Genomic DNA, 25,491 nt, shown 5'->3' with positions numbered 1-25,491 from the left:
CTGACACAGCTCTGTCATCGCGCGCCATTAACGTTCCCGGGGTCGGCGTCAATCCTTCGGGGCAACACAACAATGAAATCCAGATTTCTGACGACGGCCGCGATTTTTGCGGCCGCGACGGCACTAGCATGCGCCATGCCTGTTCTCGCGGACGATTTCGGTCGGGACCGCGATCATGATCACGATCATCACCGTCATCCGCATGACATCCACACCGAGACGCCGATCAAGCATCTCGTGATCATCTTCAACGAGAACCGCTCGTTCGATCATTATTTCGCGACCTATCCGAACGCGGCCAATCCGTCGGGCTCCATACCCTTCGTGCCGAAGCCGCACACGCCGAAGGTCAACAACCTCGTCACGGCGAACCTGCTGGTCAACAACCCGAACAACAGCCCGGCCAACGGCACCGGCGCGACGGATCCGTTCCGTCTCGACCGCACCCAGGCCAACACGCGCTCGCAGAACCATGCCTACACGCCCGAGCAGCAGGCGGTGGACAACGGCAAGGAAGACCTGTTCCCGAAATTCACCGGCCGCGGCACGGCCGGCGGCGCCGGCGCGTTCGGCACCAACGGCCAGGTGATGGGCTATTTCGACGGCAACACTGTCACGGCCTTCTGGAACTACGCCCAGCACTTCGCCATGAGCGACAATCACTGGACCGACACGTTCGGTCCGTCCACGCCCGGCATGCTGGAAGTGGTCTCCGGCCAGACCAACGGCGCGCAGAACGTCGTCGGCACCTCGTCCTCGATCGCCGACGGCCAGGGCGGCCTGACGCTGATCGGCGACACCGATCCTGCCTACGATTCCTGCTCGAGCACGACCAGCACCGTGCTGATGACCAGCAGGAACATCGGCGATCTGCTCAACGACGAGCGCATCAGCTGGGGCAGCTTCATGGGCGGCTTCGACCTGACGCTCAAGAACGCCAACGGCACCACCGGTTGCGGCCGCAGCACCTTTTCGAGCAACGTCAACGGCACCATTGTGGACTACAGTCCGCACCACGCCTTCTTCCAGTACTACAAGTCGACCGCCAACCCGACCCATGCGCGGCCGAGCTCGGTCCAGGCGATTGGCCATACCCACGACTTCAACGGCAAGGTTGATCCGGCCAACCACAACTACGATCTCGAGGACTTCTACGCCGCGGTGAAGGCCGGCAACTTCCCGGCCGTCTCCTACATCAAGATGCCGGCCTTCCAGGACGGTCATGCCGGCAATTCCGATCCGCTCGACGAGCAGGTGGGCAATGTCGAGCTGATCAACTTCCTCCAGAAGCAGCCGGAGTGGCGCGAGACCGCGGTCATCATCACCTATGACGACTCCGACGGCTGGTACGATCACCAATACGTCGCGCCGAAGAGCGCCTCCTACGATCCGACCGCCGACCAGGTCAACGGTCCGGGCCTGTGCGGTCTCGGCCCGCAGAAGCAGCCGGCGCCGAAGGGGCTTAGCGGCAAGCCGGTGAACGGCCGCTGCGGTCCGGGCACCCGCGTTCCCTTCATCGTGGTTTCGCCCTATGCGAGGACGAACTTCGTCAGCCACACCTACATCTCGCAGGCCTCGGTGGTGCGGTTCATCGAGGACAATTGGCTGCGCGGCCAGCGTCTCGGCGGCGGCTCGTTCGACGCCGGCGCCGGGTCGATCATGGACCTGTTCGACTTCGATCATGATCATCGCCACGATCTCCGGGTGGACGCGCTGTTCCTTGACCCGACCTCCGGCACTGTCATGACCAGCCCGCCGGACGAGCATCACCATCACTAAGACGCAAGGTCATATGAACAGCCGCACCATGTGGCTTTTCGGCGCCGGCCTGCTTTGTCTGGCCGGCGCCGTCCTTGCCGTCGCGACGCAGGGATTTGCGGAAGCAAATCCCGCGGGTGCGAATCCGAACCCGGTTCGTCTCATGCGTCCGCCGGCCGCTCCGCTCTCGGCGATGGCGCAGCTCGGCAGGGAGATTTTTTACGACGCCTCGCTGTCGTCCTCGGGCGCGCTGTCATGCGCGTCCTGTCACAGCCCGGATCACGCCTACGGTCCGCCCAATGACGGGCCGGTCATGCTCGGCGGCGCGACCTTGTCGCGCCCGGGCGCACGCGCGGTGCCGTCGCTGACCTATCTTGAGCGCCATCCGAATTTCAGCATCGGCCCCGACAAGGGTGACGACGACAACGTCGTCGACCTCGCGCAGATGGCGGCGCTCGGCCAGCACGCCGCGCGCACGACCAAGACCGCGGGCGGTAGCGGCGCGTCGGCGAACATCGTGCCGCAGGGCGGCCTGTTCTGGGACGGCCGCGCCGACACGTTGCTGGACCAGGCGCTGTTTCCGCTGCTCGATCCCAACGAGATGGACGGCGGCAGCGCCGAGATCGTCGCAAGCAAGCTGCGCCGCGCCTCTTACGCCAGCCGCTTCGTCGAGCTGTTCGGCGCCCGCGTGCTCGACAATCAGCGGCTGCTGATCGCGGAAGCGATGTTCGCGGTGGCGCGCTATCAGGTCGAGGAGCCGAGCTTCCATCCCTACACCAGCAAGTACGACTACTGGCTCGAGGGCAAGGCGCGGCTGTCCGAGAGCGAGCTGCGCGGCCTGCAAGCGTTCAACGATCCCGACAAGGCCAATTGCGCCGGCTGCCACACCTCGGCGCCGACCCGCGACGGGCTGCCGCCGCTGTTCACCGATCACCAATACGAGGCGCTCGGCGCCCCGCGCAACGCCGAGCTTGCCAACAATCGCGACCCCAATTATTTCGACCTCGGCGTTTGCGGCCCGCACCGCACCGACATGCCCGAGCAGACCCAATATTGCGGCATGTTCCTGACGCCGACGCTGCGCAACACCGCGGTGCGTCACGCCTTCTTCCACAACGGCGTCTTCCGCAACCTCGAGCAGGTGCTCGACTTCTACAATTTCCGCGACACCAATCCGGAGAGGGTCTTTCCGCGCGCCGCCGACGGCACCGTGCTGAAGTACGATGACCTGCCGCAAAAATATCACGCCAATGTCGACGTCACCGATCCGCCGTTCGATCGTCGCCCCGGCGACAGGCCGGCGATGACCGAGCAGGACGAGGCCGACATCATCGCGTTCCTGAAGACGCTGACGGACGGCTACAAACCGGAAAATTAGGGCGAAAGCGGTCTGGGCGTGCGGGGGGCGCCGGCGCCACCAAGGCCTCGGCCGTGGTCGCCGCGGTTGAGCCGAAAGAGTCGGTTGTCGCCTGCATGAACACGCTGGCCGTTGCCACGGCGTGTCGCGGCTATATTCAAAAGAACTCGAGCGAAGGAAAGTGATTGACCAGTCTGTCCCAGAGCGAGAACGGTGGCCGTGGCTGCCTTTTGGCATCCCTTAGGGATAGACACCGCGGTGCCAGTCTCATCCCGTAATAAAGGTTCGCTCCGGAGACGCTCTGACCGCCCTGTATGCTGACAGTCGGATCGAAATTATTCTTTATCAGGTCTGTCGTTTGTTCCACGGAGCCCGCCGCTGAATTGTCGTAGGCCGCCACGTATTTCGTCGACGCCTTGAGGACCCGCTGTCCCTGGCAAACGTACTCGCCGTTTTCCAGATACCGTTTCACTTCCCGATCACAGGACTCGCGACGGAACAGCTCCTCAGCGATGATTGATAGGTCTTCAAGTGAGATCTCCAGCACTTGAACGTCATCGAGCTCCAGCTTTACAGCTTCCGCCAATTTTGCGTCGGTATGTGACTGAATCGAACGCACGACTTTTGAGTCGAGCGAATATTGCGTCTTTCGTAGTTCGGAGGTGACTTGGGTTGCAGAAGATGACGTGCGGGTGACGCCAACCAGTCGCTCAGGCGAGACTTCGCACAGCATGTCGTAATCCTGGCCGTTCGGAGAGACATGATAGATGGAGCCTGGAGCGCGCAGGAGCACCGGCGGCGTTATCGGGTGAAAGCCGATAGCGGTGATTGCTTCGTTGAGTTTATTTGGGGGCGTGTGGTGACGTATCGCAGCCACGGATGCCAGTGGTGCGATGCTCACGATCGTCACTAATGCCCCCCACTTGATCAATGGGCGCATTGGAATTCTCCGCCGATTATCCGCAACAATAGTTTCCGCAGGGGCGCGCGCATGCGTTGGCCGAATCTGCCGGAATAGCCGTCGCGAATGCGGCGAGAGCAAAGATCAAAAGCAGTGCTGCGAACTTCATGACCTGTCCTCCTATGGGTTGACAGATGTTCGCTCGACTTGACGTCCGGAAACCCATGACGCCTTGGCGCCGGGAAGCGAGACATCTTCTCGCCAAGCTACGCGCGGCATGGGGCCGCCGATATGAAACAGCTCACACTCTATCTAGAATTGTGGCGGGTGATCTCGCCCTTCTGCATGTCGTCGTTACCAAGGAACGACCGCTGTCGGTCACAAGACGATATCAAGATTATGAGTCTGCCCTAGCTCGTCATGCCCGCGTGCCACGCGGCGAGCACGTCCTTCTCTTCATCACTGGTGAGGCCGATGACCGGCCCGTTGCTGGCACGGAGCCAGTCGAACGTATCGCGCGCGGTGGCGGCCACCGGGCGCGAGGTCAATCCGGCCTCGCGTGCCGGCGAGGTGTCGCGCGTCATGAAGCCCGCGAAGTCGGGCAGGGGCAGCCACATCGGCAGTGATCGCGGACCTGCCCAGCGCCGCACGTCATGCGCTTCCAAGAAGGCGCGCTCGACCCAGGTGAAGGTGCACGCGGAGTTCAGCGCGGATGCACATTCGGTCAGGAGTTCGCCGCGCGTGCGCACCGGTCCAATCCCGTCATAGATGCCGGTCAGGCGAACCTCGGCCGCATGCACGATCCATTGTGCGAGATCGCGCACGTCGATGAACTGGATGGCATCATCAGGTGCTCCCGGCGCCAGCACCTCGCCGCCGCGCGCAAGCCGGGCCGGCCAGTAGGCGAAGCGTCCCGTCGGATCCTCCGGCCCGGCGATGAGGCCGGCCCGGCAGATGAAGGCATCATTGCCGACGGCCTGCTCGCACGCGACCTTGGCGGCGCCATAAATGGCGTCGGCGCTGTGCTCGACGTCTTCGGTCATGGGCTCGCGCAGCGGCGCCGTGTCGGCGCGTTGTCCCGGTATGCGGTTGTCTGCGTAGACGCTGATCGTGGAGACGAAGGTCCAGTGCATGCCCGGCCGCTTCAGCGCCGCGACGGCGCGGCGAACCTGGCCGGGATGACGCGAGACGTCGACGACGGCATCGAATGTCTCACCCGCGAGCGGCGCGAGACCGTCCGCGACGTCGCGATCGATCCGGATCAGTCGGCTGCCTGCCGCGATCGGCCCGGCGAGACCGCGGGCGGCGCAGGTCACGTCGTGACCGTTGGCGCAGGCATGGGCCGCAATCGCGCGTCCGAGAAACTGGCTGCCGCCAAGGATGAGGATGCGCATGATACTGCCCGTGCTGCTGATGAGATCACGAGCCTACTACGTCCGGTAGCGGTTACAACCGATGCCTCAGTGCGCTCTGATCTCCGCGTATTTCGCCATCGCCTTCTCGAACTTCCGGTTGAACAGCCACATCGCAGCGAGAATCTCGCGGAAGCTTGCCGAGCTGCGCGATCTGTCGGCCTGTCCAAAGGCGAAGATGCTGTTGTTGCGCAAGTGCCTCATGATCGTGGGGCTCGACACCCGGTAGTTCAGGAGATCGCCCGATTTGAGCGCGGACCGCGTCGGGGTGGGAACGATCTGGATCAGCTCGAACAGCTTCATCTGGTCGATCGGGTCGGGCAGCGTCTTCACGATTCCCGGGATCTCTCGGAACAGATCGGCATGCGCGTTCATCAGGCCGTCGCGCACATTGGTCCAGTGATTGAAACGGTGATCGGTGCCGCGGGCGCGTGCCTCTTCCCTGTCGTCACGCGCGGCCAGCGCGGGATTGGCCGCCGCGATCTCGCTCTTGATAGACTCCCATTTCCTGCGGCCGTTGCGGTCCTCGGACGGGCCGGTCTGGAAGCTGCCCATATAGGTGTTCGAGCGCGCATTGCGGACGTTCTGCTTGCCGTTGGTCTCGGCAAAGAACAGCCCGAGGCTGATACGTCCCGCAGCTTCGGCGTGGCCAGGCGCAAGTCCCTTGGCGCGTGCGATAGCGACTGCGAGATCGACGACGTCCTTGAACGGCGTCGGCGAATTCTGCGCGCCGGCGGGCGGCGCCTCCATGATCTCGAAGAGTCCAGCATATTCGTCGACCAGCGGCTCGATGTCGGCGTCGAAATAGGCCGGCGGAATCTCGAACTTGTTGGGCTTGCCGATCCGCGACGGCATGGCGTCGGTGAGATCCTTGTAAGCACTGATGACCGCGACGCGTGCCAGATAGAGCGCCTGTCCCGGCAGGTTCGGCAGCGGCTCCTTCGCCGCGATCTGTCGGCGCCGCTCGGCAAGGATGGATTTGAAATCGCCGAGCGCGCGATCGTAGGTGGCGAGCGCCTCCGATTGCCTCGCCGTGAGCGTTTGTGCCTGGCTCGCCGTGAACGTCGTGAGGATCAGCCCAAGCACCGCCAGGGCTGCGGCGGCGTGACATCGTCGTCCCATGGCGGGTTCCCGTGTGCCGGAGATTCGTCGATCATGGGATCGTAAACATCAAACGCGCGGACTGGCGAGTTGCAAATCCCGCTCAGCCCGGGTTCTCCGACCTTACGCTGTGGCCCGGTAGTCCGGCGCCGTCGCCAGGAACTTCGCATAGGCATCCGCATCCGGCGGCTGGAAGTGTCCTTTGAGCCCGCCGCGCTTCTGGTTCTTGGCGCCGATATCGGCCATCAGCTCGTCGAAATGGCGATAGTGATAGGGCGCGACGCACAAGCCGCCATAGACGCCGGCGGCCGGCCGCTCGACGCGCTTGAAGTGCAGCATCATCTCGATGTTGTCGCGCATCGCCTGCGCCGTCGGCTGGTTGGCGAGCTGGCCGTCGGCGTAGCGCACCAGCCAGTTGGCGGCGAGATCGGCGCAGAGCACGGTGCAGAACGAGGAGTTGAAGCCGACGAAGCCGAGCTCCGGCAGATCGGGGTTGGCGATCAGCCGGTAGAGCCGGTACTGACCGTCCGCGTCGACCAGTTTCTGCTGATAGGCTGCGGGCAGGAACGGCACGCCGAGCTTGTAGCCGATCGCGAGCACCGCGACGTCGGCGCCGACGCGCTCGCCGCCGCTCATCACGATGCTGTCGCCCTCGTAATGATCGAACGTGCCGAACACCGCCTTGATGCGACCGTCCGCGACCATCGGATAGAAGCCGGGCGTTGCGATCGGCACCGAGCAGTTGACGCCGTCCTCGATCCGCTCTTTCGGTACCATCTTGCACGGGCCAAGCTTGAGCTGCGCCTTCAACAGGCTCTCCAGCCCGCGCCAGTTCGCCCAGATCAGGGGCGCTGCGATGCGGTGTGCGAGCCGCGCCATCGCGCTGGCGCCCCAGCCCGGAAACATCTCCTCCTGCGCACGGATGTAGAGGATGCGCTTGAAGTTCACGAGGCCGCCGATGAAATAGGGGATCCGCCAGACCGGCTCGCGCATCACGATGGTGACTTCGCGTGCGCCTGATTTCACCGCGTTCACCGCGATGTCGGTCGCCGATTTCGAGCCGCCGAGCACGACGACGCGGCGTCCTTTCGCCAGCGCGGGATCGCTGTATTTCGACGAATGCAGGATCTGGCCGCCCTGCGCCAGAAATCCGTCCTCGCCCGGGCAATGCAGCTCACGCGGCTCGTTGAACTGCCCGATGCAGACCGCGACGAAATCGAAATCCTCGTTCGTCGCCTTGCCGTCCTTGGTGGTCAGCGCGAGCGTCCAGCCCGGCTTCCCGTCGGCGCGGCGCGCCATGCCGGCGACCTCGGTGTTGAGGCGCAGCATGCGGTCGAGGCCGAAGCTTTTGGCGTAGTCGGCGAGATAGGCGTGGACCTGCGGCCCGGTCGGCCATTCCGGATAAGCGTCCGGCATGGCGCGATCGGTGTAGCGGTAGAGATCCTTCGGGCTCTGGGTCTGCACGTCAGGATAGGAGCGCGCAGGCTCCCAGACACCGCCGAGATCGCCGCTGCGCTCGAGAATGGTGACGCGGTGGCCGCGGCTGGAGAATGCCTTTGCGGCGGCGAGACCGGAGACTCCGGCACCGATCACGCAAACATGCTTGGGACTGACCATGGGATTGCTCGCAATCAGGGTGTTTCGCGCGCAAGCGGCCACGTTCGGCCGCAAGGTGCGGCCGGCGGGGCTGCAAGCTGATGAAAGGCGACGGGGAGGCGGCTGCCTCGAGCATGATCCGGAAAAGTGTGAAGCGGTGTTCCGAAAAGATCATGCTCAAACAACAACTAAAGCGCGACGATCGCGCTTTAGTCGTTGGCCTCGGGCGGCAGGAAGTCGACCTCGTGCAGTGCCGAGATGCGCACGACTTCGGCTGGGTCGGTCAGATTGTGGAGCTGGTTGAACAGCGCCTCCAGCTTCTGCATCGGCGAGACCCAGAACAGCGCGCGGCACGGCTTGTCGGATTTGTTGAAATAGCCGTGCGGGATGCCGCGCGGCATGCGCACGAGGTCGCCGGCATGGGCTTTGACCCAGACGCCGTCGAGCTTGAGGTCGAGCGTGCCCTCCTGCACCAGGATGAACTCGTCCTGGGTCGGATGGATGTGCACCGGCACGAACTGGCCGGGATCGCTGTTGGTCTCGAACGCGAAGGTGGAGTCGGTGACGGCCTTGGGGAAATAGACCTGACCAAGGATGTTCCAGCTCTTGCCGCCATAGCCCGTGCCAACAGCGGTTATGCCCTTTTCGAGTGCAGTCATGGCTCGCTCCTCATGGATTCCGGCGAGGATGGAGCTTCGGCCGGCGACCGGCTGCCTGTCTATCCGCTAAACGAATCCGGATGGAGCTTTTGCCATGCAGCACGACGATTTTGCGACGCGGCCCTTTCCGCGTCCAGGGAACTATTATAGGCTTAAAGCAATTCCGTGACGCGAAGCGTGGTCGACGATGTCCGCAGCCGTGCTGGAAATGAGCGCAAGTGCGTCCGCAGCAGAACGGCTTGCGGACTTTGCCCGCGTCGCCACCGATGATGTCGATGAGGCGGCCGAGCAGATTGGACGCATCTTCTGTCCGCACGATCTCAAGCCGGCGCAGGCGCGGGCGGCCGGCTTCTCCGCCCGGCACAATTGCGCGGCGTTCGACGGCTTTTCCATCAACTACGTTACCTATGGCGGATCGGTCAGCATCGATCCCGGCTGCCTCGAGCGCTTCTTCCTGCTGCAGGTTCCGCTCACGGGCACCGCCCGCATTCGTGCCGGCGCCGGCGATTTCGATGCCGTACCGGACCGGACGGCGTCGCTGCTGTCGCCGACGATCCCGACCCGGATGATGTGGAGCGACTGTGCCCAAGTGATCCTGCTGCTTGACCGCCGCATGGTCGAGCAGCGCGCCGCGGCCTTGTCGGGGAGGGTCGCGGGCACGGTCGAGTTCGATCCTGTGATCGACCTGGACGCGCCGTCGGGGCGGGCCTTGCGGACCAGCCTTGGCGGGCTGATGACGCTCGCCGAACGTCTTGGCCCCTCCGGCAGGCTTTCACCGGTCGCGACCGCAGATTGGCGGGAGGCGCTGCTCGATCACCTGCTCAATGGCCAGCGTCACGGCCTGTCGGATGCGATCAGGACGTTCTCGGGGCAAGCCGAGCGTCTGCCGCGTGCGCTTCGCGTGGCGCGGGACCGTCTTGCGGACAATGCCGGCGAGCCGCTCAACCTTGCGCAGCTTGCCTGCGCCGCCGGGATCGGCATCCGCGCGCTCCAGCTCGGCTTCCGCCGTCATTTCGGGGTTTCGATCTCGGAGATGCTGCTCGACATGCGCCTCGCTGGTCTGCACGCCCGGCTCGCGCAGGCCCGGCCCGATGCCTCCATCACCGAGATCGCCTTCGATCTCGGCTTCACTCATCTCGGCCGCATGGCCGGCGCCTATCGTGAAAAATTTGGCGAGACGCCGTCGGCAACGCTGCGGCGAAGGATGAGCTAGCGCAGAGAGCTACTTTCGCGACCGCGTCGTGCCGCTGTCTTCAGCTGCTTGCCTGCGCAAAAAGCCCTCGACATCGGCCTGCACCGAGTAGGGCGTCGGGATCGGGTCGCCCACGGAATCGACGGCGGTGTCGAGAGAGCGGCGCAGCATGCGCGCGAGCTCGGCCTTACGATAGGGTTTTGTCAGAAGCGGGGCGCCCTTCGTGGCGCGGCCCTGCGCGTGCATCGAGTCGTAGGCGTATCCGGAGGTGAACAGCACCCGCAGGGACGGCCGCGCGGCCACCATCTGCTCGGCGAGTTCGCGTCCGTTGATGCCGCCGGCCATCACGATGTCGGTGAACAGCAGGTCGAACGCCTTGCCCTCAGCGGCGATGGCGAGCGCTTCCGTCGCGTTGGCGGCGGGGATGACCTTGTAGCCGAGGCTCTCGAGCTGGACCGTGACGTATTGGCGGACGTCGCGATCGTCCTCGACGCAGAGGATAGTCTCCTGTCCGCCCACGACCTTGCGATCGTCATAGCCGGCGGGGCGCAGCGTGCTGGTCTCGGCCTTCGGCAGATAGATCGTGAATGTCGTGCCGCGGCCTTCCTCGGACGCGACCTTGATGCCGCCGCCGGATTGCTTGACGAAGCCGAACACCATGCTGAGCCCGAGCCCCGTGCCCTTGCCGACCTCCTTGGTCGAGAAGAACGGATCGAAGATCCGCTCCAGGATGGCCCGCCGGATGCCCGTGCCGGTGTCGGCGATCTCGATCTCGACATAGTCGCCGGCATAGCCGGCGCCGACCGCCACGGCCTCGCGCACGCCGAACACGACGTTGCGCGTCGTCAGGGTCAGCCTGCCGCCGTCCAGCATGGCATCGCGGGCGTTGATCGCGAGGTTGAGCAGCGCCGAGCTCAACTGGCCGCGGTCGACGAGGGCGAGCCAGACCTTGCTGTCGAGCTTCGTCACGATCTCGATCTTCTTGTCGAAGGTCGCCAGCAGCAGTTTTGCCAGCTCCTCGAGCAGCTCGTTGACGTCGATCTCCGTCGGCTGCAGCGCCTGCTTCCTTGCGAAGGACAGCAGGCTCGAGGTCAGCGCGGCGCCGCGATCGGCGGCCTCGCTGATCAGCTTGGTGATGGTTGCTAGCGGCGGATTGTCCTTCACGGCGTCGGCAAGGATCTCGATCGTGCCGGTGATCACGGTGAGCATGTTGTTGAATTCGTGCGCAATGCCGCCGGTGAGTTGCCCGACCGCCTCCATCTTCTGGGCCTGTATCAGCTGCTCCTCGGCGGCGCGCTTCTGGGTGATGTCCTTGACGAAACTGTTGATGATGGTGCGCCCGCCGAGCCGGAGTGCCGTGCCCGACGCCTCGACCAGGATCGCATCGCCGTTCCTGTGGAGCAGGCTTACCTCGAAGCGAATGCCGATCGGCGTATCCGACAGTTCCGGCAGCAGCCGCATCATGCGCTGCCTGAAGCCGGCGCGGAGCGGCTCGGCGACGAGGAGGTCGACGACGTCGGCGCCGATGGCCTCCTGCCGCGACCATCCGGTCAGGGCTTCGGCCTGAAAGCTCCATTCCACGACGATGCCGCGTTCGTCGGTCTGAATGAAGGCGTCGAGCGCGGTCTTGATGACGGCTTGCGTCATCTGTGCGCTCTCGGCGACGGCCTTCGCCCGATCGGCCAGTTGCGCGGCAGCCCGCTCGGCCTGCGACGTCTCGATCGCGCGCGTGCAGAGACGCGCGAGCAGCACCGCAACGACACCGCTCGCCATCAGGGCGATGAGCTGGGCCATGCCGAACCCGCGCGGGCCGGCGGTGCCGGTCATGGCATAGGAAGCGAGAAGGAGTGCGGCGGTCACGACGACCTGGGCGGCCATCGCAAATGTCACAACCCCCCTGAGTTTCATGGCCTCACACCCAAGACGCCAGCCGCGGACCGTACCGGCCCCGTCCTGTCGAGGAGTCCGGCATTATGTGAGCTACAGATTCCGTGCGTTTCCGTCGAGGGGCAATTTCAGGTGGCGCGGGACGGCCGGCCGTCCCGGAAACGAGGCCCGGCCTGCCTCGGGCTTCAACCCGCCGGCGAATCGGTCTGGCGCAATGTCGTCACCCAGATCACGCGCGCCGTCTGCTGGGTCGGGTTGTCGAACATGTGCGGCACGATGCTCGGGAAACGAAAACTGTCGCCGGCCTCGAGCACGTGGGCCTGGTTGTCGAGCCACAGCCGCAGGCTGCCGGACAGGATGTAGCCGGCCTTCTCGCCGGTGTGCTGCAGGAAGTCGGTGCCGGACGAGGCGCCGGGATTGAGCGTGAGCTCGTAGAGTTCGAGTTGGCCCTTGCCATCGGGGGTGAGCGCTTCCTTGACGACGCCGCTCGCGGTGAGGCGCAGCAGCCGACGGCTGTTCTTGCGCACGATGTAGCGCTGCACGTCGCCGGGATCGGTGGTCTCGAAGAAATAGGAGATCGGCACGTCGAGCGCGATGCTGAGCAGGCGCAGCGTGCGGATCGACGGCATGGCGCGCGCGCGTTCGAGCTGGCTGATCATGCCGTTCGACAGGCCGGTCTTGTTGGCGACGTCCTGGATCGAGAGGCCGGCGCGCTGACGCAGCAGCCGTACGGTTTCGCCGAGGCGCTGGTCGACCGCATCGTCGGCCTCGATCGTCGGAGCGTCCTTCGGACCGTTGGTATCGCCGCGACCATCCATGTCGCTCTCCCATGCATCATCTCAGCCTTGGACCGCATCGGTCCGAGGCTTCAGTCGGAGTGAAAAGGTCGCGCATACTAGCAATGCGATTGACAGCTGTATTTAGTCATGATGAACTTTTGATCGAAAAATTTAGAAGCACTAAAGCCCACTCCTGTCCCCTGCCGGGGTCTCGGGGCGCGGGGGACGGTGCCGTGTGCGACAACGGAGAGTGGGTCATGGCAAACGACACCGGCAGGTTCGGCGTTGGGGCAGTGCATCTCGGTAGTCCGAATCGCCGTCAATTCTTCCAGCTCGGGGCCGGCGCCGCGGCGGGATGGAGCCTCGCAGGCAATGCCTTCGCCCAGACCGAGCGCCCGACCAATCCGCCGGACAAGCCGCGCGGGCAGGTGATTGCGGCGCTGTCGCAGGAGCCGACCGTCTTCCATCCGCTGATGCCCGGCATCGAGGTCGATCAGGGCGTCTGGTGGCAGGTGTTCTCGCTGCTCTGGTTCATCGATCCCGAGGGCAATTTCGTTCCCGATCTGGCGCGCGAGGTCCCGACCATCGAGAATGGCGGCCTGTCGGCCGACGGCCTGACCTGGAAGATCAAGCTGCGCAGCGACGTGAAGTGGCATGACGGCACGCCGTTCACGGCGGACGACGTGAAGTTCTCGCTCGAGCTGATCAACAATCCCGATTTCCGCGCGCGCAGCCGCGTCGGCCACAGCCTCGTGAAGGACATCAAGGTCGTCGCGGCGGACGAGATCCACTGGCGAATGGAAGCTCCCTATTCGCCCTATATGTCGATCCTGGGATCGCTGACCTTCATCGTGCCCAAGCACATCCTGGAGAAGGTGTCAGATCCGAACGCCTCGCCGTTCCACAATGCGCCTGTCGGCACCGGACCGTTCCGCTGGGGTGAGCGCGTGCCCGGCGACCACATCCTCCTGAATGCCCATACCGGCTATCACGGCAAGGGGCCGTACGTCGAACGCGTGGTGTTCAAGTACATCCCCGACCTCACCGTGCTCTACACCCAGTTCCGCACCGGCCAGGTCGACTACTCCGGCCTGCAAGGCATCCTGCCGAACTTCGTGCAGGAGGCGAAGACGCTGAAGGGCCGCAAGATCTTCGTCTCGGCGACGTCCTCGGTGGAGCATATCGCGCCCAACCTGGATTTCGGTCCCTTCGCCGACCGCGCGGTGCGCGAGGCGCTCTATCTCGCCATCAACAAGCAGGCGATCATCGACGCGCTCTATTACGGCCTGCCGACGCAGACCGAGAGCTTCGTGCCGCAGCAGGCGTGGTCGTTCCAGAAGGGCCTGCCGCAGCACAAATACGATCCCGCCAAGGCCAATGCGCTGCTCGATGCGGCGGGATGGGTTCGCAGCTCCAGCGGCGTTCGCGAGAAGGGCGGCGTCAAGCTCGAATTCACCAACTCGACGACGTCAGGCAATGCGGTGCGCGAGCAGACCCAGCAGCTCCTGGTCCAGGACTGGCGCGCGATTGGTGCTGCGATGCGCGTCAACAACATGCCGGCGGCGGTGATCTGGGGCGACTTCTGGCAGCAGTCGAAGTTCAACTCGGTGCTGGTGTCGGTGAACTTCATGCTGGGCAGCGACCCCGACGTGACGCCGCGCTTCGGCTCCGGCGCCATTCCCGCCAAGGGCGGCCGCGGCTACAACACCTATCAGTACCAGAGCCCGGAGGCCGATCGTCTTCTCGCCGAAGGCGCCAAGCAGTTCGATCTGTCGCAGCGCAAGACCACCTATGGCGATCTGCAAAAGCTGATCCGCAACGACCTCGCGATCCTGCCCATGTTCCAGGGCTTCATCGCCGAAGGCGTGAAGGAAGGGCTGCAGGGTTTCCGTCCCAACATCAACACCTCGATCAATTGCTGGAACATCCGCGAATGGTACTGGGCCTGATGGATCCGGCTCGCTGGATCGCCTGAGATGGCCCGCTATGTCGTCAATCGCCTGGCGCAGGCGATCATGCTGCTTGTGATCGTCTCGGCGATCGGCTTCGCCCTGCTGCATCTGGCGCCGGGCGGTCCGCTCTCGCAATTTGCCGCCTCCGCGCAGATGACGCAGGAGGATCTCGACCGCGTCACCAGGCAGCTCGGCCTCGATCGGCCGCTGCCGATCCAGTATCTCGACTGGTTCGGCCGCATGCTTAAGGGCGATTGGGGCAAGTCCTACCGCGACGGCGAGGCGGTGCTGTCGGTGATCTCGTCGCATCTCGGCGCAACGCTGGAGCTGATGGCGACGGCGACGATCATTGCGGTGCTGCTCGGCTGCTGGATCGGTATCCTTGGCGCGCTGCGCCGCTACTCGCTGTTCGACACGCTCGCGACCGTCGGCGCCATGATCGCGCTGTCGATCCCGACCTTCTGGTTCGGCCTCGTCACCATCTACGTGTTCTCGGTGAAGCTCGGCTGGCTGCCGGCCGGTAACCGCGAGACCGTCGGCGACGGCTCCTTCCTCGACCTGCTGCATCATCTGATCGCGCCGGCCCTGGTGCTGGCGCTGGTCGAGACCGCGATGTGGGGCCGCTTCATGCGCTCCTCGATGCTCGAGGTCATCAACCAGGATTACATCCGTACCGCGCGCGCCAAGGGCATGCCGGAATGGCGGATCCTCACCGTGCACGGGCTTCGCAATGCGCTGCTGCCGATGATCACGGTCGCGGGCCTGCAGTTTCCGACGCTGCTCGGCGGCGCGCTGGTCGCCGAGACCGTGTTCACCTGGCCCGGCATGGGACGGCTGTTTCTCGATTCCATCGGCTATCGCGACTATCCCGTGGTGATGGGCATCCTGATGTTTTCGGCGACCATGGTGCTGATCGGCTCGCTGCTCGCCGACATCTTCTATGCCGTCGTCGATCCGCGCATCCGGGTGGGTTAGCGATGACGAGCGCGGTTCTCTCCACCGACCAGCTCGCGCCCGGCCAGGCCGCATGGCGGCGCTTCCGCCGTCACCGGCTCGCGCTTGTGGGCGCCGTGATCATCCTCGTCCTCGTCCTCGGCTCGGCGCTGGGTCCATATCTTTTGCCGTTCGACGACACCTATATCGACATCATGAAGCGGTTCGCGCCGCCGCTCTCGGGCGCGCACATCCTCGGCACCGACGAGCTCGGCCGCGACGTGCTGGCGCGGCTGATGATGGGCGGACGGGTGTCGCTCTCGATCGGCATCGTCGCGATGGTGATCGCGATGGCGGTCGGCATCGCCGTCGGCGCCTTCGCCGGCTTCTATGGTGGTGTGGTCGGTGCGGTCCTGATGCGGCTCGTCGACGCCGTGCTGTGCTTTCCGACCATCTTCCTGCTGCTTGCGCTCGCCGCGCTGACCGAGCCCGGCCTCGTCACCACCACCGTGCTGATCGCGGCGACCGCCTGGATGAGCGTTGCCCGCGTCGTCGAGGCCCAGGTTCGTTCGCTCAGGGAGCGCGAGTTCGCGGTCGCCGCCGTCGCGTTCGGCTCGTCGAACCTGCGGATCATGTTCCGCGAGCTCGTGCCCAACGCGATCGCGCCGATCGTGGTCGCGGCGACGCTGAACGTCGCCAAGGCGATCCTGCTCGAATCCTATGTCAGCTATCTCGGCTACGGCATCCAGCCGCCGGCCGCGAGCTGGGGCAACATGCTCAACAACGCGCAGATCTATCTCACCAGCGCGCCGTGGCTCGCCATTGCGCCGGGCCTCGCCATCACGCTCGCGGTGACGAGCTTCAACTTCCTCGGCGACGGCCTGCGTGACGCGCTCGATCCGCGAATGAACATCCCATGACGAGCAAGAGCTCGATCGAACTGAAGTCCAGGAGTGCCCGATGTCCCCGCCGCTCAACCGTATAAATAGCGACGAACGCCTGCCGGCGCAGGCCGACGTCGTCGTCATCGGCGGCGGCGTCATCGGCGTCTCGGCTGCCTATCATCTGGCGAAGAAGGGGCTTTCCGTCGCGCTCGTCGAGAAGGGGCATGTCGGCGGCGAACAGTCGAGCCGCAATTGGGGCTGGTGCCGCCAGCAGGGCCGCGCGCGTGAGGAGATTCCGCTGGCGCGCGAGGCGCTGCGGCTGTGGGAGGACATGCAGAACGACGCCGGCGTCGATGCCGGCTTCCGCCGCACCGGCGTCTTGTTCCTGACCAAGAGCAAGGACGAGCTCGCCGGCTGGGAACGCTGGGCCGCGATCGCGCGCGAGCAGCAGGTGCATTCCACCGTCCTGACCCCGGCGGAGGTTGCCGAGCGCATGCCAGGCAATGCCGACAAATGGGTCGGCGGCCTGCACACGCCGAGCGACGGCCGCGCCGAGCCGTCGATGGCCGTGCCCGCGCTTGCGACTGCCGCGCGAAAGCACGGCGTTACGATCCACCAGGGCTGCGCCGCGCGCGGGCTGGAGACGACCGGCGGGCGGGTCAGCGCCGTCGTCACCGAGAAGGGCACCATCCGCGCGCAATCCGTGCTGCTGTCGGGCGGGGCATGGTCGTCGCTGTTCTGCCGCCGTCACGGCATCGAGCTGCCGATCGGTCTCGTCAACGCCACTGCATGCCGGACCACACCCGCGCCGGAGATTACCTCAGGGGCGCTCGGCACCGACTTCTACTGCATCCGCCGCCGCCTCGACGGCGGCTTTACGCTGGCGCTGCGCAACCGCGGCACGGTCGAGCTGTCGCCCGATCTGTTCCGCTACGCGCGCACCTTCTGGCCGACCTATCTGCATCGCCGCAACGGACTGAAGATGTCGTTCGGCAAGTCGTTCTTCGACCAGCTCATGCGCGGCACCAGCTGGAGCCTCGACAAGCCGTCGCCGTTCGAGACCGAACGGGTGCGCGATCCCGCGCCCGACATGTCGCTGGTCAATGCGGCGCTATCAGCGCTGATCAAGTCGAACCCCGAATTGAAGGACATCGAGATCGCGGAAGCCTGGGGCGGCACGATCGACTGCACGCCCGATACGATCCCGGTGATCTCGCCGGTCGATGCGCTGCCGGGCTTCTTCCTCGCCACCGGCTTCTCCGGCCACGGCTTCGGCATTGGCCCCGCGGCCGGCAAGCTCGCCGCCGACATCGTGACCGGCTCGACGCCGCTGGTCGATCCTGAGCCCTACAGCCACAAGCGCATGATCGACGGCCGCCGGCTCGCGCCGGTCAGCCCGTTCTGAGGGCCTTGGCCGCATGACGGTTCTCTACAAGGCCAACATGGTGCGCGGCGCGGAGTGGGCGCGCTTCTTCGCGGAGCGCGCGCCGCATCTGCCGTTCCGGCTCTGGCCCGACATCGGCGATCCCGCCGAGGTGCGCTATCTCGTGGCGTGGGTGCCGCCTGATAACATCGCGGCGACCTTTCCAAACCTCGAGCTGGTCTTCTCGGTCGGCGCCGGCGTCGACCAGTTCGACGCCAGCAAACTTCCACCGCACATCCCGCTGGTGCGCATGCTGGAGCCCGGCATTGCCGAGACCATGGTGGAATACGTCACCATGGCCGTGCTCGCCCTGCATCGCGATCTCCTGCACTTCATCGCCCAGCAGAAGGAACAGGTCTGGCGCGAGATCCGGATCACGCCGGCGAAGCGGCGGCGTGTCGGCGTGATGGGGCTCGGCCAGCTCGGCCAGGCCGTGCTCGAACGCCTCAAGGCGTTCGGCTTCCCGCGTCTCGGCTGGAATCGCTCGCCGCGCGAGATCGAGGGCGTTATCTGCCATGCGGGCATGGACGCCTTGCCCGACTTCCTTGCGCAGACCGACATTCTCGTCTGCCTGCTGCCTCTGACCGATGAGACAAGCGGGATCCTGAACGCGGACCTGTTCGCGCGCCTGCCGCGCGGCGCCTCCCTGGTCAATGTCGGGCGCGGCCCGCATCTCGTCGAGCCCGATATCCTCGCGGCTCTCGACAGCGGCGCACTCTCGGGGGCTATCCTCGACGTCACCGATCCCGAGCCGCTGCCGGCGGGCCATCCATTCTGGAGCCATCCGCGCATCCTGCTGACGCCGCACAACGCCAGCATGACCACGCCGGATACGGCCGTCGACTATGTGCTCGACGTCATCGCACGTCACCGTCGCGGCGAGGATCTGCCGGGGCGTGTCGATCGTACGCGCGGCTACTAGGACACTCGCATGAGCATCGGCGCCGGCAGATCTGACCAAGTCATTGCCGAAGCGCAGGGGCCGGTGCTGTCGGTCGCGGGCCTGACCACGTCCTTCATGCGCGAGCGGCAATGGATCCCTGTCGTCCGCAACGTGTCGTTCGACGTCGCGCCGCGCGAAACCGTGGCGATCGTCGGCGAGTCCGGTTCGGGCAAGAGTGTCACTGCGCTATCGATCATGCGACTCATTCCGAAGGAGAGCGGGCGGATCGAAGGGCGCGTCACGCTCGCCGGCCGCGATCTCCTCGCGCTGCCCGAAGCGAGCATGAAGGACATCCGTGGCAACGACGTTGCCATGATCTTCCAGGAGCCGATGACGAGCCTCAATCCGGTGCTCACCATCGGCTTCCAGATTGCGGAAGCGCTGATCCAGCATCGCGGCATGTCGCGGGCGGCGGCCGAGGCCGAGACGGTCCGGCTGCTCGATCGCGTCCGCATCCCCGCCGCGAAATCTCGCTTCCACGAGCATCCGCACCGCTTCTCCGGCGGTATGCGCCAGCGCGTGATGATCGCGATGGCGCTGGCCTGCAAGCCGAAACTCCTGATCGCCGACGAGCCGAGCACCGCGCTCGACGTCACGATCCAGGCCCAGATCCTGGAGCTCCTGAAGGAGCTCCAGCAGGAAGAGGGGATGTCGATCCTCTTCATCACCCACGACATGGGCGTGGTCGCCGAGATCGCGGACCGCACGGTCGTGATGTATGGCGGGCAGGCGGTGGAGACCGATGCGACTTCGCGCATCTTCGCCGCGCCCTCGCATCCCTACACCCGCGCGCTGCTCGCGGCGGTGCCTCGCCTCGGCTCGATGGACGGGCGTCCGCGGCCGATGCGCTTTCCGATTGTCGACAAGGTCACCGGCACCTCGGATGAGCCGACCGAGACACCGGATACGGTCTCGACTGCCGAGCGCCCGCTGCTCGAGGTCTCGAACCTCACCACGCGCTTTCCGATCCGCTCGGGCCTGTTCGGCAAGGTCTCCGGCCGCGTCCACGCGGTCGAGAACGTCTCCTTCACCTTGCACGCCGGCGAGACGCTGGCGCTGGTAGGTGAATCCGGCTGCGGCAAGTCGACGACCGGCCGCTCGATCCTCAAGCTGCTCGAGCCGGACAGCGGGACGGTCCTGCTCGACGGCCGGGATGTGCTGGCGATGAACGGCCGCACCTTGCGCGACTTCCGCAAGCAGATGCAGATCGTGTTTCAGGATCCGTTCGCGAGCCTCAATCCGCGCATGTCGGTGGGCACGGCGATCGCAGCGCCGCTGCTGGCCAACGGCCTCGCCACCGCTGCGCAGGGGCGCGACAAGGTCGCCGACCTGCTCGTGCGCGTCGGCCTGACCGCCGACATGGCCGCGCGCTTCCCGCATGAATTCTCCGGCGGCCAGCGCCAGCGCATCTGCATTGCGCGCGCGCTCGCGCTCGGGCCGAAGCTGATCGTCGCGGACGAGGCGGTCTCGGCGCTCGACGTCTCGGTGAAGGCGCAGGTCGTCAACCTGATGCTCGACCTTCAGGCCAGCATGGGCCTTGCCTACCTCTTCATTTCCCACGACATCGCGGTGGTCGAGCGCATGAGCCACCGGGTCGCGGTGATGTATCTCGGCGAGATCGTCGAGATCGGCCCGCGCGCAGCCCTGTTCGGCAATCCGCAACATCCCTATACGAAGAAGCTGATGGCCGCCGTGCCGGTCCCCGATCCCGCGCGCCGCGGCACCAGGCGCGAGGCCTCCAACGACGAGATCAGGAGCCCGGTGCGCGCGCCGGACTACCAGCCGCCGGTGCGGCAATATCGCGAGGTCTCGCCTGGTCACGTCGTCCAGGTGTGGGGCGAGGAGTGGTCGGCCTGAGGCGCGCAGGATGCGGTACGTTTCCGATGACGTGACCGAACGCATGAGTTGACGTGTACGAAGCAGGCAAGTGTAGATAGGTTTGATGTCGGCGAAAGCGCCGGGCAGATGCAGACTCGTCCTCCGGAAATCGTGACCGGATCGAACGACAGGGAGCTGCGGAATGTGAACGATCTCATATTCCATCACACTCTTCTCGAGCTACCAATTCCGCAAGAAATTGCCGCACCCGAAGCTAACTGACAGACACGGGTGAGATGCAATGCCTGCGAAGCCGCGTGCTCGCAGCTTTGGATTGGCTCTCGTCTTGCTCGCGAGCAAGCCAGCCCCATCACTCAGCACAGATTTTTCAGAAATTGGAATCAGGGGAATCGCAAGACGCGTCCACGAGGCTGCCTCTATTCGGGGTCGGCCGGTAGGCTGCTACTTACCCAAGAAGGAGCTCACCAATGAAGCTAGGCGATGCAGTTTCCAGTGCAGTGTCCGAAACGAGGCAAGCCGGCAATCTTCGGATCGCTCGTTCCAGCCTGATCAAATCGGCCCATCTTCTTGAAAGAATTGGGCTCGCAGCCGTTGGGGCCTCTTGCGGCCTCTATGTGGGCGCGACCCTGTTGCGTCAGAGAGACGGACTGTTTGAAAGCGGCTGGATTGTGCTGATGACCACGCTCTACGGAGCTCTCAGCTATTATGTCGGAATTGATTTGTCTCGCAGTGTCGCTCGGAAGTCGATCTCGAGCCTCTCGGAAGAATACACCGGTTCCGAGGCGGTTGAGATCATGAGCGCGGCCGGAACGTTCGTCGCCGCCATTGCCGCAACCCTGTCAGTCAGCATCCTTGTCCTTGATCAAAATCTCCCCAACGGCCTGATAGGCTTTGTTGCCGGCTGTTGGGTGGTTGGCTCTTCGCTTCAAGTTGCGGCGGGCACGATGGCTCGCAGCTACGAAGCGTCGATGGACAAGGAATGAAGGACTGCGCTCACGGAAAGCGTCTTCCAGGCGTGGTGACGCGGGCACGAGCCGCAGTGTTGGAGGGGGCCTCAGGTACGGGGGGAGTAGCCACGAATCATCGCAACCTCCGTCGTTCAACGCTGCGTGCTGACGATTTTTGGTGGCGCTGCCGTTCGCATCGGGCAATGCCGCTGCTTGGAAGCCGTATCGGTGCTGAGCAACCTGAGTTTATCGCGCAACAAACAAGACGTGCCATCATGATGATGTTGGGATATCGTCCCCGCGCCGTGGTCCAAAATTCTGCTAACCGCCAACCACAGGATCGGTGGAGCCAATGCAGATTGCGGAGTGGCTCGAGAAGCTGGGACTTGGGCAGTACGCAGAGCGTTTTGTCCAAAATGGCGTCGACATGGGCGTCCTTCCCGAGCTGATGGACGAGGACTTCGATAAGCTCGGAGTCCTGCTCGGCCATCGCCGCAAAATGCTGCGTGCTATTGCCGACCTCGACCCCGCCGCGTTGATCGCATCGCCGGCTCCTCCTCATGACGCCGAGCGGCGCCACCTCACCGTCATGTTTTGCGATCTGGTCGGCTCGACTGCACTCTCGGCGCGTCTCGATCCCGAGGATATGTGGGAAGTGATCCGGGCCTATCGCGCTGCCTGCGCGAGGGTCATTTCCGCCTATGACGGCAGCATAGCGAGGTTCGTCGGCGACGGAATACTCGTCTATTTCGGCTATCCGCGCGCCCACGAGGATGACGCGGAGCGCGCAGTGCGCGCGGGCCTCGACGCCATCTCTGCGATGCGACAGCTCAAGACGAGCGGCGACGAACGGGTTGAGTTGCGGATCGCAATCGCGACCGGGCTTGTGGTGGTCGGCGACCTCATCAGCGGAGATGCGTCAGAGGAGAGCGCAACGGTCGGCGATACACCAAACCTCGCTGCCCGGCTCCAGAGCCTGGCGGAGCCGGGAGCGGTCGTCGTTGCCTCGTCGACGCGCCGGCTGCTCGGTGATCTCTTCACTTTTCGCAACCTCGGCCGCCGCGAGGTCAAGGGGATATCCGAACCCATCGCGGTCTGGGCGGTCGAGGGTGCGCCCGCATCGGAAAGTCGCTTCGAGGCGGTCCACGCGGCGCGCTCGATCGGCTTTGTCGGCCGCAAGGAGGAGATCGAACTCACGCTCTCGCGCCAGCGGTTGGCATGGCAGGGGCAAGGGCAGATGGTGCTGATTTCCGGCGAAGCCGGCATCGGCAAGTCGCGCATGGTCGCAATGCTGTCCGAAAGCCCCGTGCTGGGGGCGCACCGCCGCGTGCGATATCAGTGCTCGCCGTACCACACCAACAGTGCGCTTCATCCCTTTGTCGCGCAACTCGAGCGCGCTGCCGGCATTTGCTCGCACGACACGCCCGGGCAAAAGCTCGACAAGCTCGAGGCGATGCTGGCGCTTGGAACGCAGCAGGTTGCCCGGGCGACAGCGCTCATTGCGGCACTGCTTTCGATCCCAACCGGCGACCGCTATCCGCCGCTCGGTCTGAGCCCGGCGCAGCTGCGGCGACAGACCTTTGCCACCCTTCTCGATCAGCTTGAGGGATTGGCGCGAGAGCAGCCCCTGCTGATCATCTGCGAGGATATGCATTGGGCCGATGCCACGACACTTGAACTGTTCGATCTCACGGTCGACCGGATCAGGCGACTGCCGATACTCGTGCTCATGACGTCGCGGCCGGAGTTCGAGCCCTCCTGGTCGGGCCTTGCCAACGTCACTCTGTTGCGGCTCGACCGGCTCGATCGGCAGGACACGCGGGCGCTGGTCGAGCAGGTGACTGTCGGTCGCCAGCTGCCACGCGAGATGATGAAGCAGATCATCGACAGGACGGATGGCGTCCCGCTATTCGTCGAGGAATTGACCAAGATGGTGCTGGAGTCCGGATGGCTCGTCGAAGGTGCCGGGCGCTATCGCCTCGAAAGTCCGCTCCCGCCGCTGGCTATTCCCGCGACGCTGCAGGATTCGCTGATGGCGCGGCTCGACCGGCTGGCTCCGGTCAAGGAGGTGGCGCAGATAGGCGCCGCCATCGGCCGCGACTTCTCGTACGCGCTGCTGAGGTATGTGGCGGGACGCGATGATCTGACGCTGAGCGCTGCGCTGGGGCAACTCGAGGAGGCCGAACTGCTGGTGTGTCGCGGGGCTCCGCCCGAGGCAAACTACAGTTTCAAGCACGCTCTCGTTCAGGAGGCGGCCTACGAGAGCCTGCTCAAGAGCAAACGGCAGGTGCTTCACACGCGCATCGGCGATGTCCTGCGCGAAAAGTTTCCAGTCGTCGCCGAGACCGAGCCGGAAGTTCTGGCACACCACTTCACCGAGGCTGGGCTGAACGAGGTCGCCCTCGAGTGGTGGCGCAAGGCGGGCCAGCAGGCGCTGAAACGCTCGGCCTATTCCGAGGCAATTGCGCATCTCGGCAAGGCGATTGCCATCGCCGATGAGTTGCCTGACGAGCCTCGCCGGATGATGAGCAGGCTGCATCTTCAAATCGCATATGGCCGCGCGTTAAGGGGCGGCCTCGGGCACAGCGCCCCCGAAACGGTAGCCGCATGGACGCGCGCCCGGCAGTTCGCTGCCGACATCAATGATCCGGTGGAACTTGCGCCGATACATTCGGGCCTCTTCAATGCCTGTCTGACACACGGCGAACTTGCTCCAATGCGGGAACTGGCCGACGCCATCATGAGTGCCGCGGAGCGACGACCGGACGCGCCGGTGGCCGCCGTCGTTGCGCATTGGACAGGCGGCGTCACCTGCTGGTTCGGGGGCGACTATTTGAACGCGAGAACGCATCTCGAGCGGGCACTGGCGATCTATGGTGCCGAGCCGGATCCCGCGACGTTCAGGCCCTCGGCGCTGGATCTGCCGTTCGTGATCATGAGGTTTCTTGCTCTGGTGCTTTGGCCGCTTGGCAGCATCGCTCGCGCGCGCCGGCTCGCAGCCGAAGCGGTGAGCGCTTCAGGAGAACAACGGGCGCTGTCCCGGGCCAATGCGCTTGTTCATCGGGCCGTGTTCGACGGACTGTGCGGGGGCATGTTGCAGCAGACGGATACCATCCTGGCGCTCGGTCTCGCGCGCGACCACACGATGCCGCTGTATGTGGCCGCCGGTACCTATCTGAATGGCCTCGCCAAGTGGCGTGCCGGCGACCGGATGGCCGGACTGACGGAAATGCGTCGCGGATGGACCATGCTGCGCGAGAATGACTGCTACCTCTGTGAACCGTTTTGGGGGATGCAGGTCGCGATGGCCGATGCAGAGGTGGGCCAACTCGAAACCGGGCTGGAGATCTTGAGCGAATTGATCGCATGGGCGGGACAATCCGGTCAGCATTGGCTTGATGCCGAGCTGCATCGCGTCCAGGGCGAGCTTTTGTCGCGACATGACCCTCCGGACGATTCCGGGGCCGAAAATGCCTTCAACCGGGCACTGGAAATCGCACGCCACCAACAGGCGAAGACTTTCGAGCTGCGCAGCGCCATTGGACTTGCGCGCCTGCACAAGACAAATGGCCGAGCGGGCGCGGTTTTCGAACTGCTCGCTCCCGTCCTCGCCGAATTCGAGGCGGAACGAAATCTTCCCGAAGTCGAAGAAGCGAAAGAGCTGCTTAGGAATGGGCGTTAGCCGCGCCGCCATTCGATCGGCGCAACCGGCGCGCCGACTTCAAGCCGGAATAGGTCGGCATCCTGGTCTTCGATTCGGGGAGCCGTAGTCTTCCGGTTTTGACACAGCTTAACCTAATGTGGTGAAAGCTAAATACGCTTCTCTTGGTTGTGAACGCGAGTCTGCTGCGGCGGCGAATCCCGATCTCGGCTAGCACCAATGTTGTCGGATTGCTCAGTGCCTCAAGGCGCAGACTCCATCCCAGGG

At 64.8% G+C, this 25,491-nt stretch carries 18 protein-coding genes; 11 read left to right on the top strand and 7 right to left on the bottom strand.

Going from position 1 to position 25,491, the window contains the following annotated elements; genetic code table 11:
- Positions 1–72: 72 nt before the first annotated feature.
- Both ACE10W_RS31350 and ACE10W_RS31345 read left to right on the top strand, forming a co-directional pair.
- Entirely contained in the window at positions 73–1,779 is a 1,707-nt protein-coding gene (locus tag ACE10W_RS31350) for a phospholipase C (protein ID WP_375762368.1), read from the top strand.
- Between the two features lie 13 nt (positions 1,780–1,792).
- On the top strand, positions 1,793–3,136 hold the full coding sequence (locus ACE10W_RS31345; RefSeq protein ID WP_375762367.1) for a cytochrome-c peroxidase: 1,344 nt from the start codon (positions 1,793–1,795) through the stop codon (positions 3,134–3,136).
- A gap of 136 nt (positions 3,137–3,272) precedes the next feature.
- Here the strand turns inward: ACE10W_RS31345 and ACE10W_RS31340 are convergent, their stop codons facing one another.
- From ACE10W_RS31340 to ACE10W_RS31320, 5 genes are all read right to left on the bottom strand, one after another.
- Positions 3,273–4,055: a hypothetical protein gene (locus ACE10W_RS31340; RefSeq protein ID WP_039185849.1), complete on the bottom strand. Its 783-nt coding sequence runs from the start codon at positions 4,053–4,055 to the stop codon at positions 3,273–3,275.
- 371 nt (positions 4,056–4,426) lie between these two features.
- A complete protein-coding gene (locus ACE10W_RS31335) occupies positions 4,427–5,410 on the bottom strand; it encodes an SDR family oxidoreductase (RefSeq protein WP_375762366.1) in 984 nt (327 codons plus the stop codon).
- Positions 5,411–5,476: 66 nt separating this feature from the next.
- A complete protein-coding gene (locus ACE10W_RS31330) occupies positions 5,477–6,550 on the bottom strand; it encodes a hypothetical protein (RefSeq protein ID WP_375762365.1) in 1,074 nt (357 codons plus the stop codon).
- 102 nt (positions 6,551–6,652) lie between these two features.
- Positions 6,653–8,146, bottom strand: a complete 1,494-nt coding sequence (locus ACE10W_RS31325) for a flavin-containing monooxygenase (RefSeq protein WP_375762364.1) — start codon at positions 8,144–8,146, stop codon at positions 6,653–6,655.
- A gap of 188 nt (positions 8,147–8,334) precedes the next feature.
- Positions 8,335–8,784 carry a cupin domain-containing protein gene (locus ACE10W_RS31320; protein ID WP_011089457.1) on the bottom strand — a complete coding sequence of 150 codons (450 nt, stop codon included), beginning with the start codon at positions 8,782–8,784 and terminating at the stop codon, positions 8,335–8,337.
- A gap of 187 nt (positions 8,785–8,971) precedes the next feature.
- On the opposite strand from ACE10W_RS31320, the gene ACE10W_RS31315 reads away from it, so the two are divergent.
- Positions 8,972–9,997, top strand: coding sequence for an AraC family transcriptional regulator (locus tag ACE10W_RS31315; protein ID WP_375762363.1), 1,026 nt, complete (start codon positions 8,972–8,974; stop codon positions 9,995–9,997).
- A gap of 9 nt (positions 9,998–10,006) precedes the next feature.
- On the opposite strand, the gene ACE10W_RS31310 is transcribed toward ACE10W_RS31315, so the two are convergent.
- Positions 10,007–11,884, bottom strand: coding sequence for an ATP-binding protein (locus ACE10W_RS31310; RefSeq protein WP_375762362.1), 1,878 nt, complete (start codon positions 11,882–11,884; stop codon positions 10,007–10,009).
- 164 nt (positions 11,885–12,048) lie between these two features.
- Complete coding sequence (locus ACE10W_RS31305; RefSeq protein WP_028174575.1) at positions 12,049–12,681, bottom strand: cupin domain-containing protein; 633 nt, start codon at positions 12,679–12,681, stop codon at positions 12,049–12,051.
- A gap of 218 nt (positions 12,682–12,899) precedes the next feature.
- On the opposite strand from ACE10W_RS31305, the gene ACE10W_RS31300 reads away from it, so the two are divergent.
- From ACE10W_RS31300 to ACE10W_RS31265, 8 genes are all read left to right on the top strand, one after another.
- Positions 12,900–14,591: a peptide ABC transporter substrate-binding protein gene (locus ACE10W_RS31300; RefSeq protein ID WP_375762361.1), complete on the top strand. Its 1,692-nt coding sequence runs from the start codon at positions 12,900–12,902 to the stop codon at positions 14,589–14,591.
- 27 nt (positions 14,592–14,618) lie between these two features.
- A complete protein-coding gene (locus tag ACE10W_RS31295) occupies positions 14,619–15,569 on the top strand; it encodes an ABC transporter permease (RefSeq protein ID WP_375762360.1) in 951 nt (316 codons plus the stop codon).
- Positions 15,570–15,571: 2 nt separating this feature from the next.
- On the top strand, positions 15,572–16,447 hold the full coding sequence (locus ACE10W_RS31290; RefSeq protein WP_375762359.1) for an ABC transporter permease: 876 nt from the start codon (positions 15,572–15,574) through the stop codon (positions 16,445–16,447).
- 40 nt (positions 16,448–16,487) lie between these two features.
- Entirely contained in the window at positions 16,488–17,816 is a 1,329-nt protein-coding gene (locus ACE10W_RS31285) for an NAD(P)/FAD-dependent oxidoreductase (protein ID WP_375762358.1), read from the top strand.
- Between the two features lie 13 nt (positions 17,817–17,829).
- Complete coding sequence (locus tag ACE10W_RS31280) at positions 17,830–18,756, top strand: 2-hydroxyacid dehydrogenase (RefSeq protein ID WP_375762357.1); 927 nt, start codon at positions 17,830–17,832, stop codon at positions 18,754–18,756.
- A gap of 9 nt (positions 18,757–18,765) precedes the next feature.
- Positions 18,766–20,634 (top strand): dipeptide ABC transporter ATP-binding protein, encoded by a 1,869-nt coding sequence (locus ACE10W_RS31275; protein WP_375762356.1) that lies wholly within the window; start codon positions 18,766–18,768, stop codon positions 20,632–20,634.
- A gap of 449 nt (positions 20,635–21,083) precedes the next feature.
- Complete coding sequence (locus ACE10W_RS31270; RefSeq protein ID WP_028174581.1) at positions 21,084–21,599, top strand: hypothetical protein; 516 nt, start codon at positions 21,084–21,086, stop codon at positions 21,597–21,599.
- Between the two features lie 316 nt (positions 21,600–21,915).
- Positions 21,916–25,245, top strand: coding sequence for an adenylate/guanylate cyclase domain-containing protein (locus ACE10W_RS31265; RefSeq protein ID WP_060908663.1), 3,330 nt, complete (start codon positions 21,916–21,918; stop codon positions 25,243–25,245).
- The last annotated feature ends 246 nt before the right edge of the window (positions 25,246–25,491 follow it).

The organism is Bradyrhizobium sp. B025, from assembly GCF_042257955.1.
In the GTDB taxonomy this organism is placed as follows: domain Bacteria; phylum Pseudomonadota; class Alphaproteobacteria; order Rhizobiales; family Xanthobacteraceae; genus Bradyrhizobium; species Bradyrhizobium diazoefficiens.
This window is presented reverse-complemented; position numbering and strand designations above follow the sequence as displayed.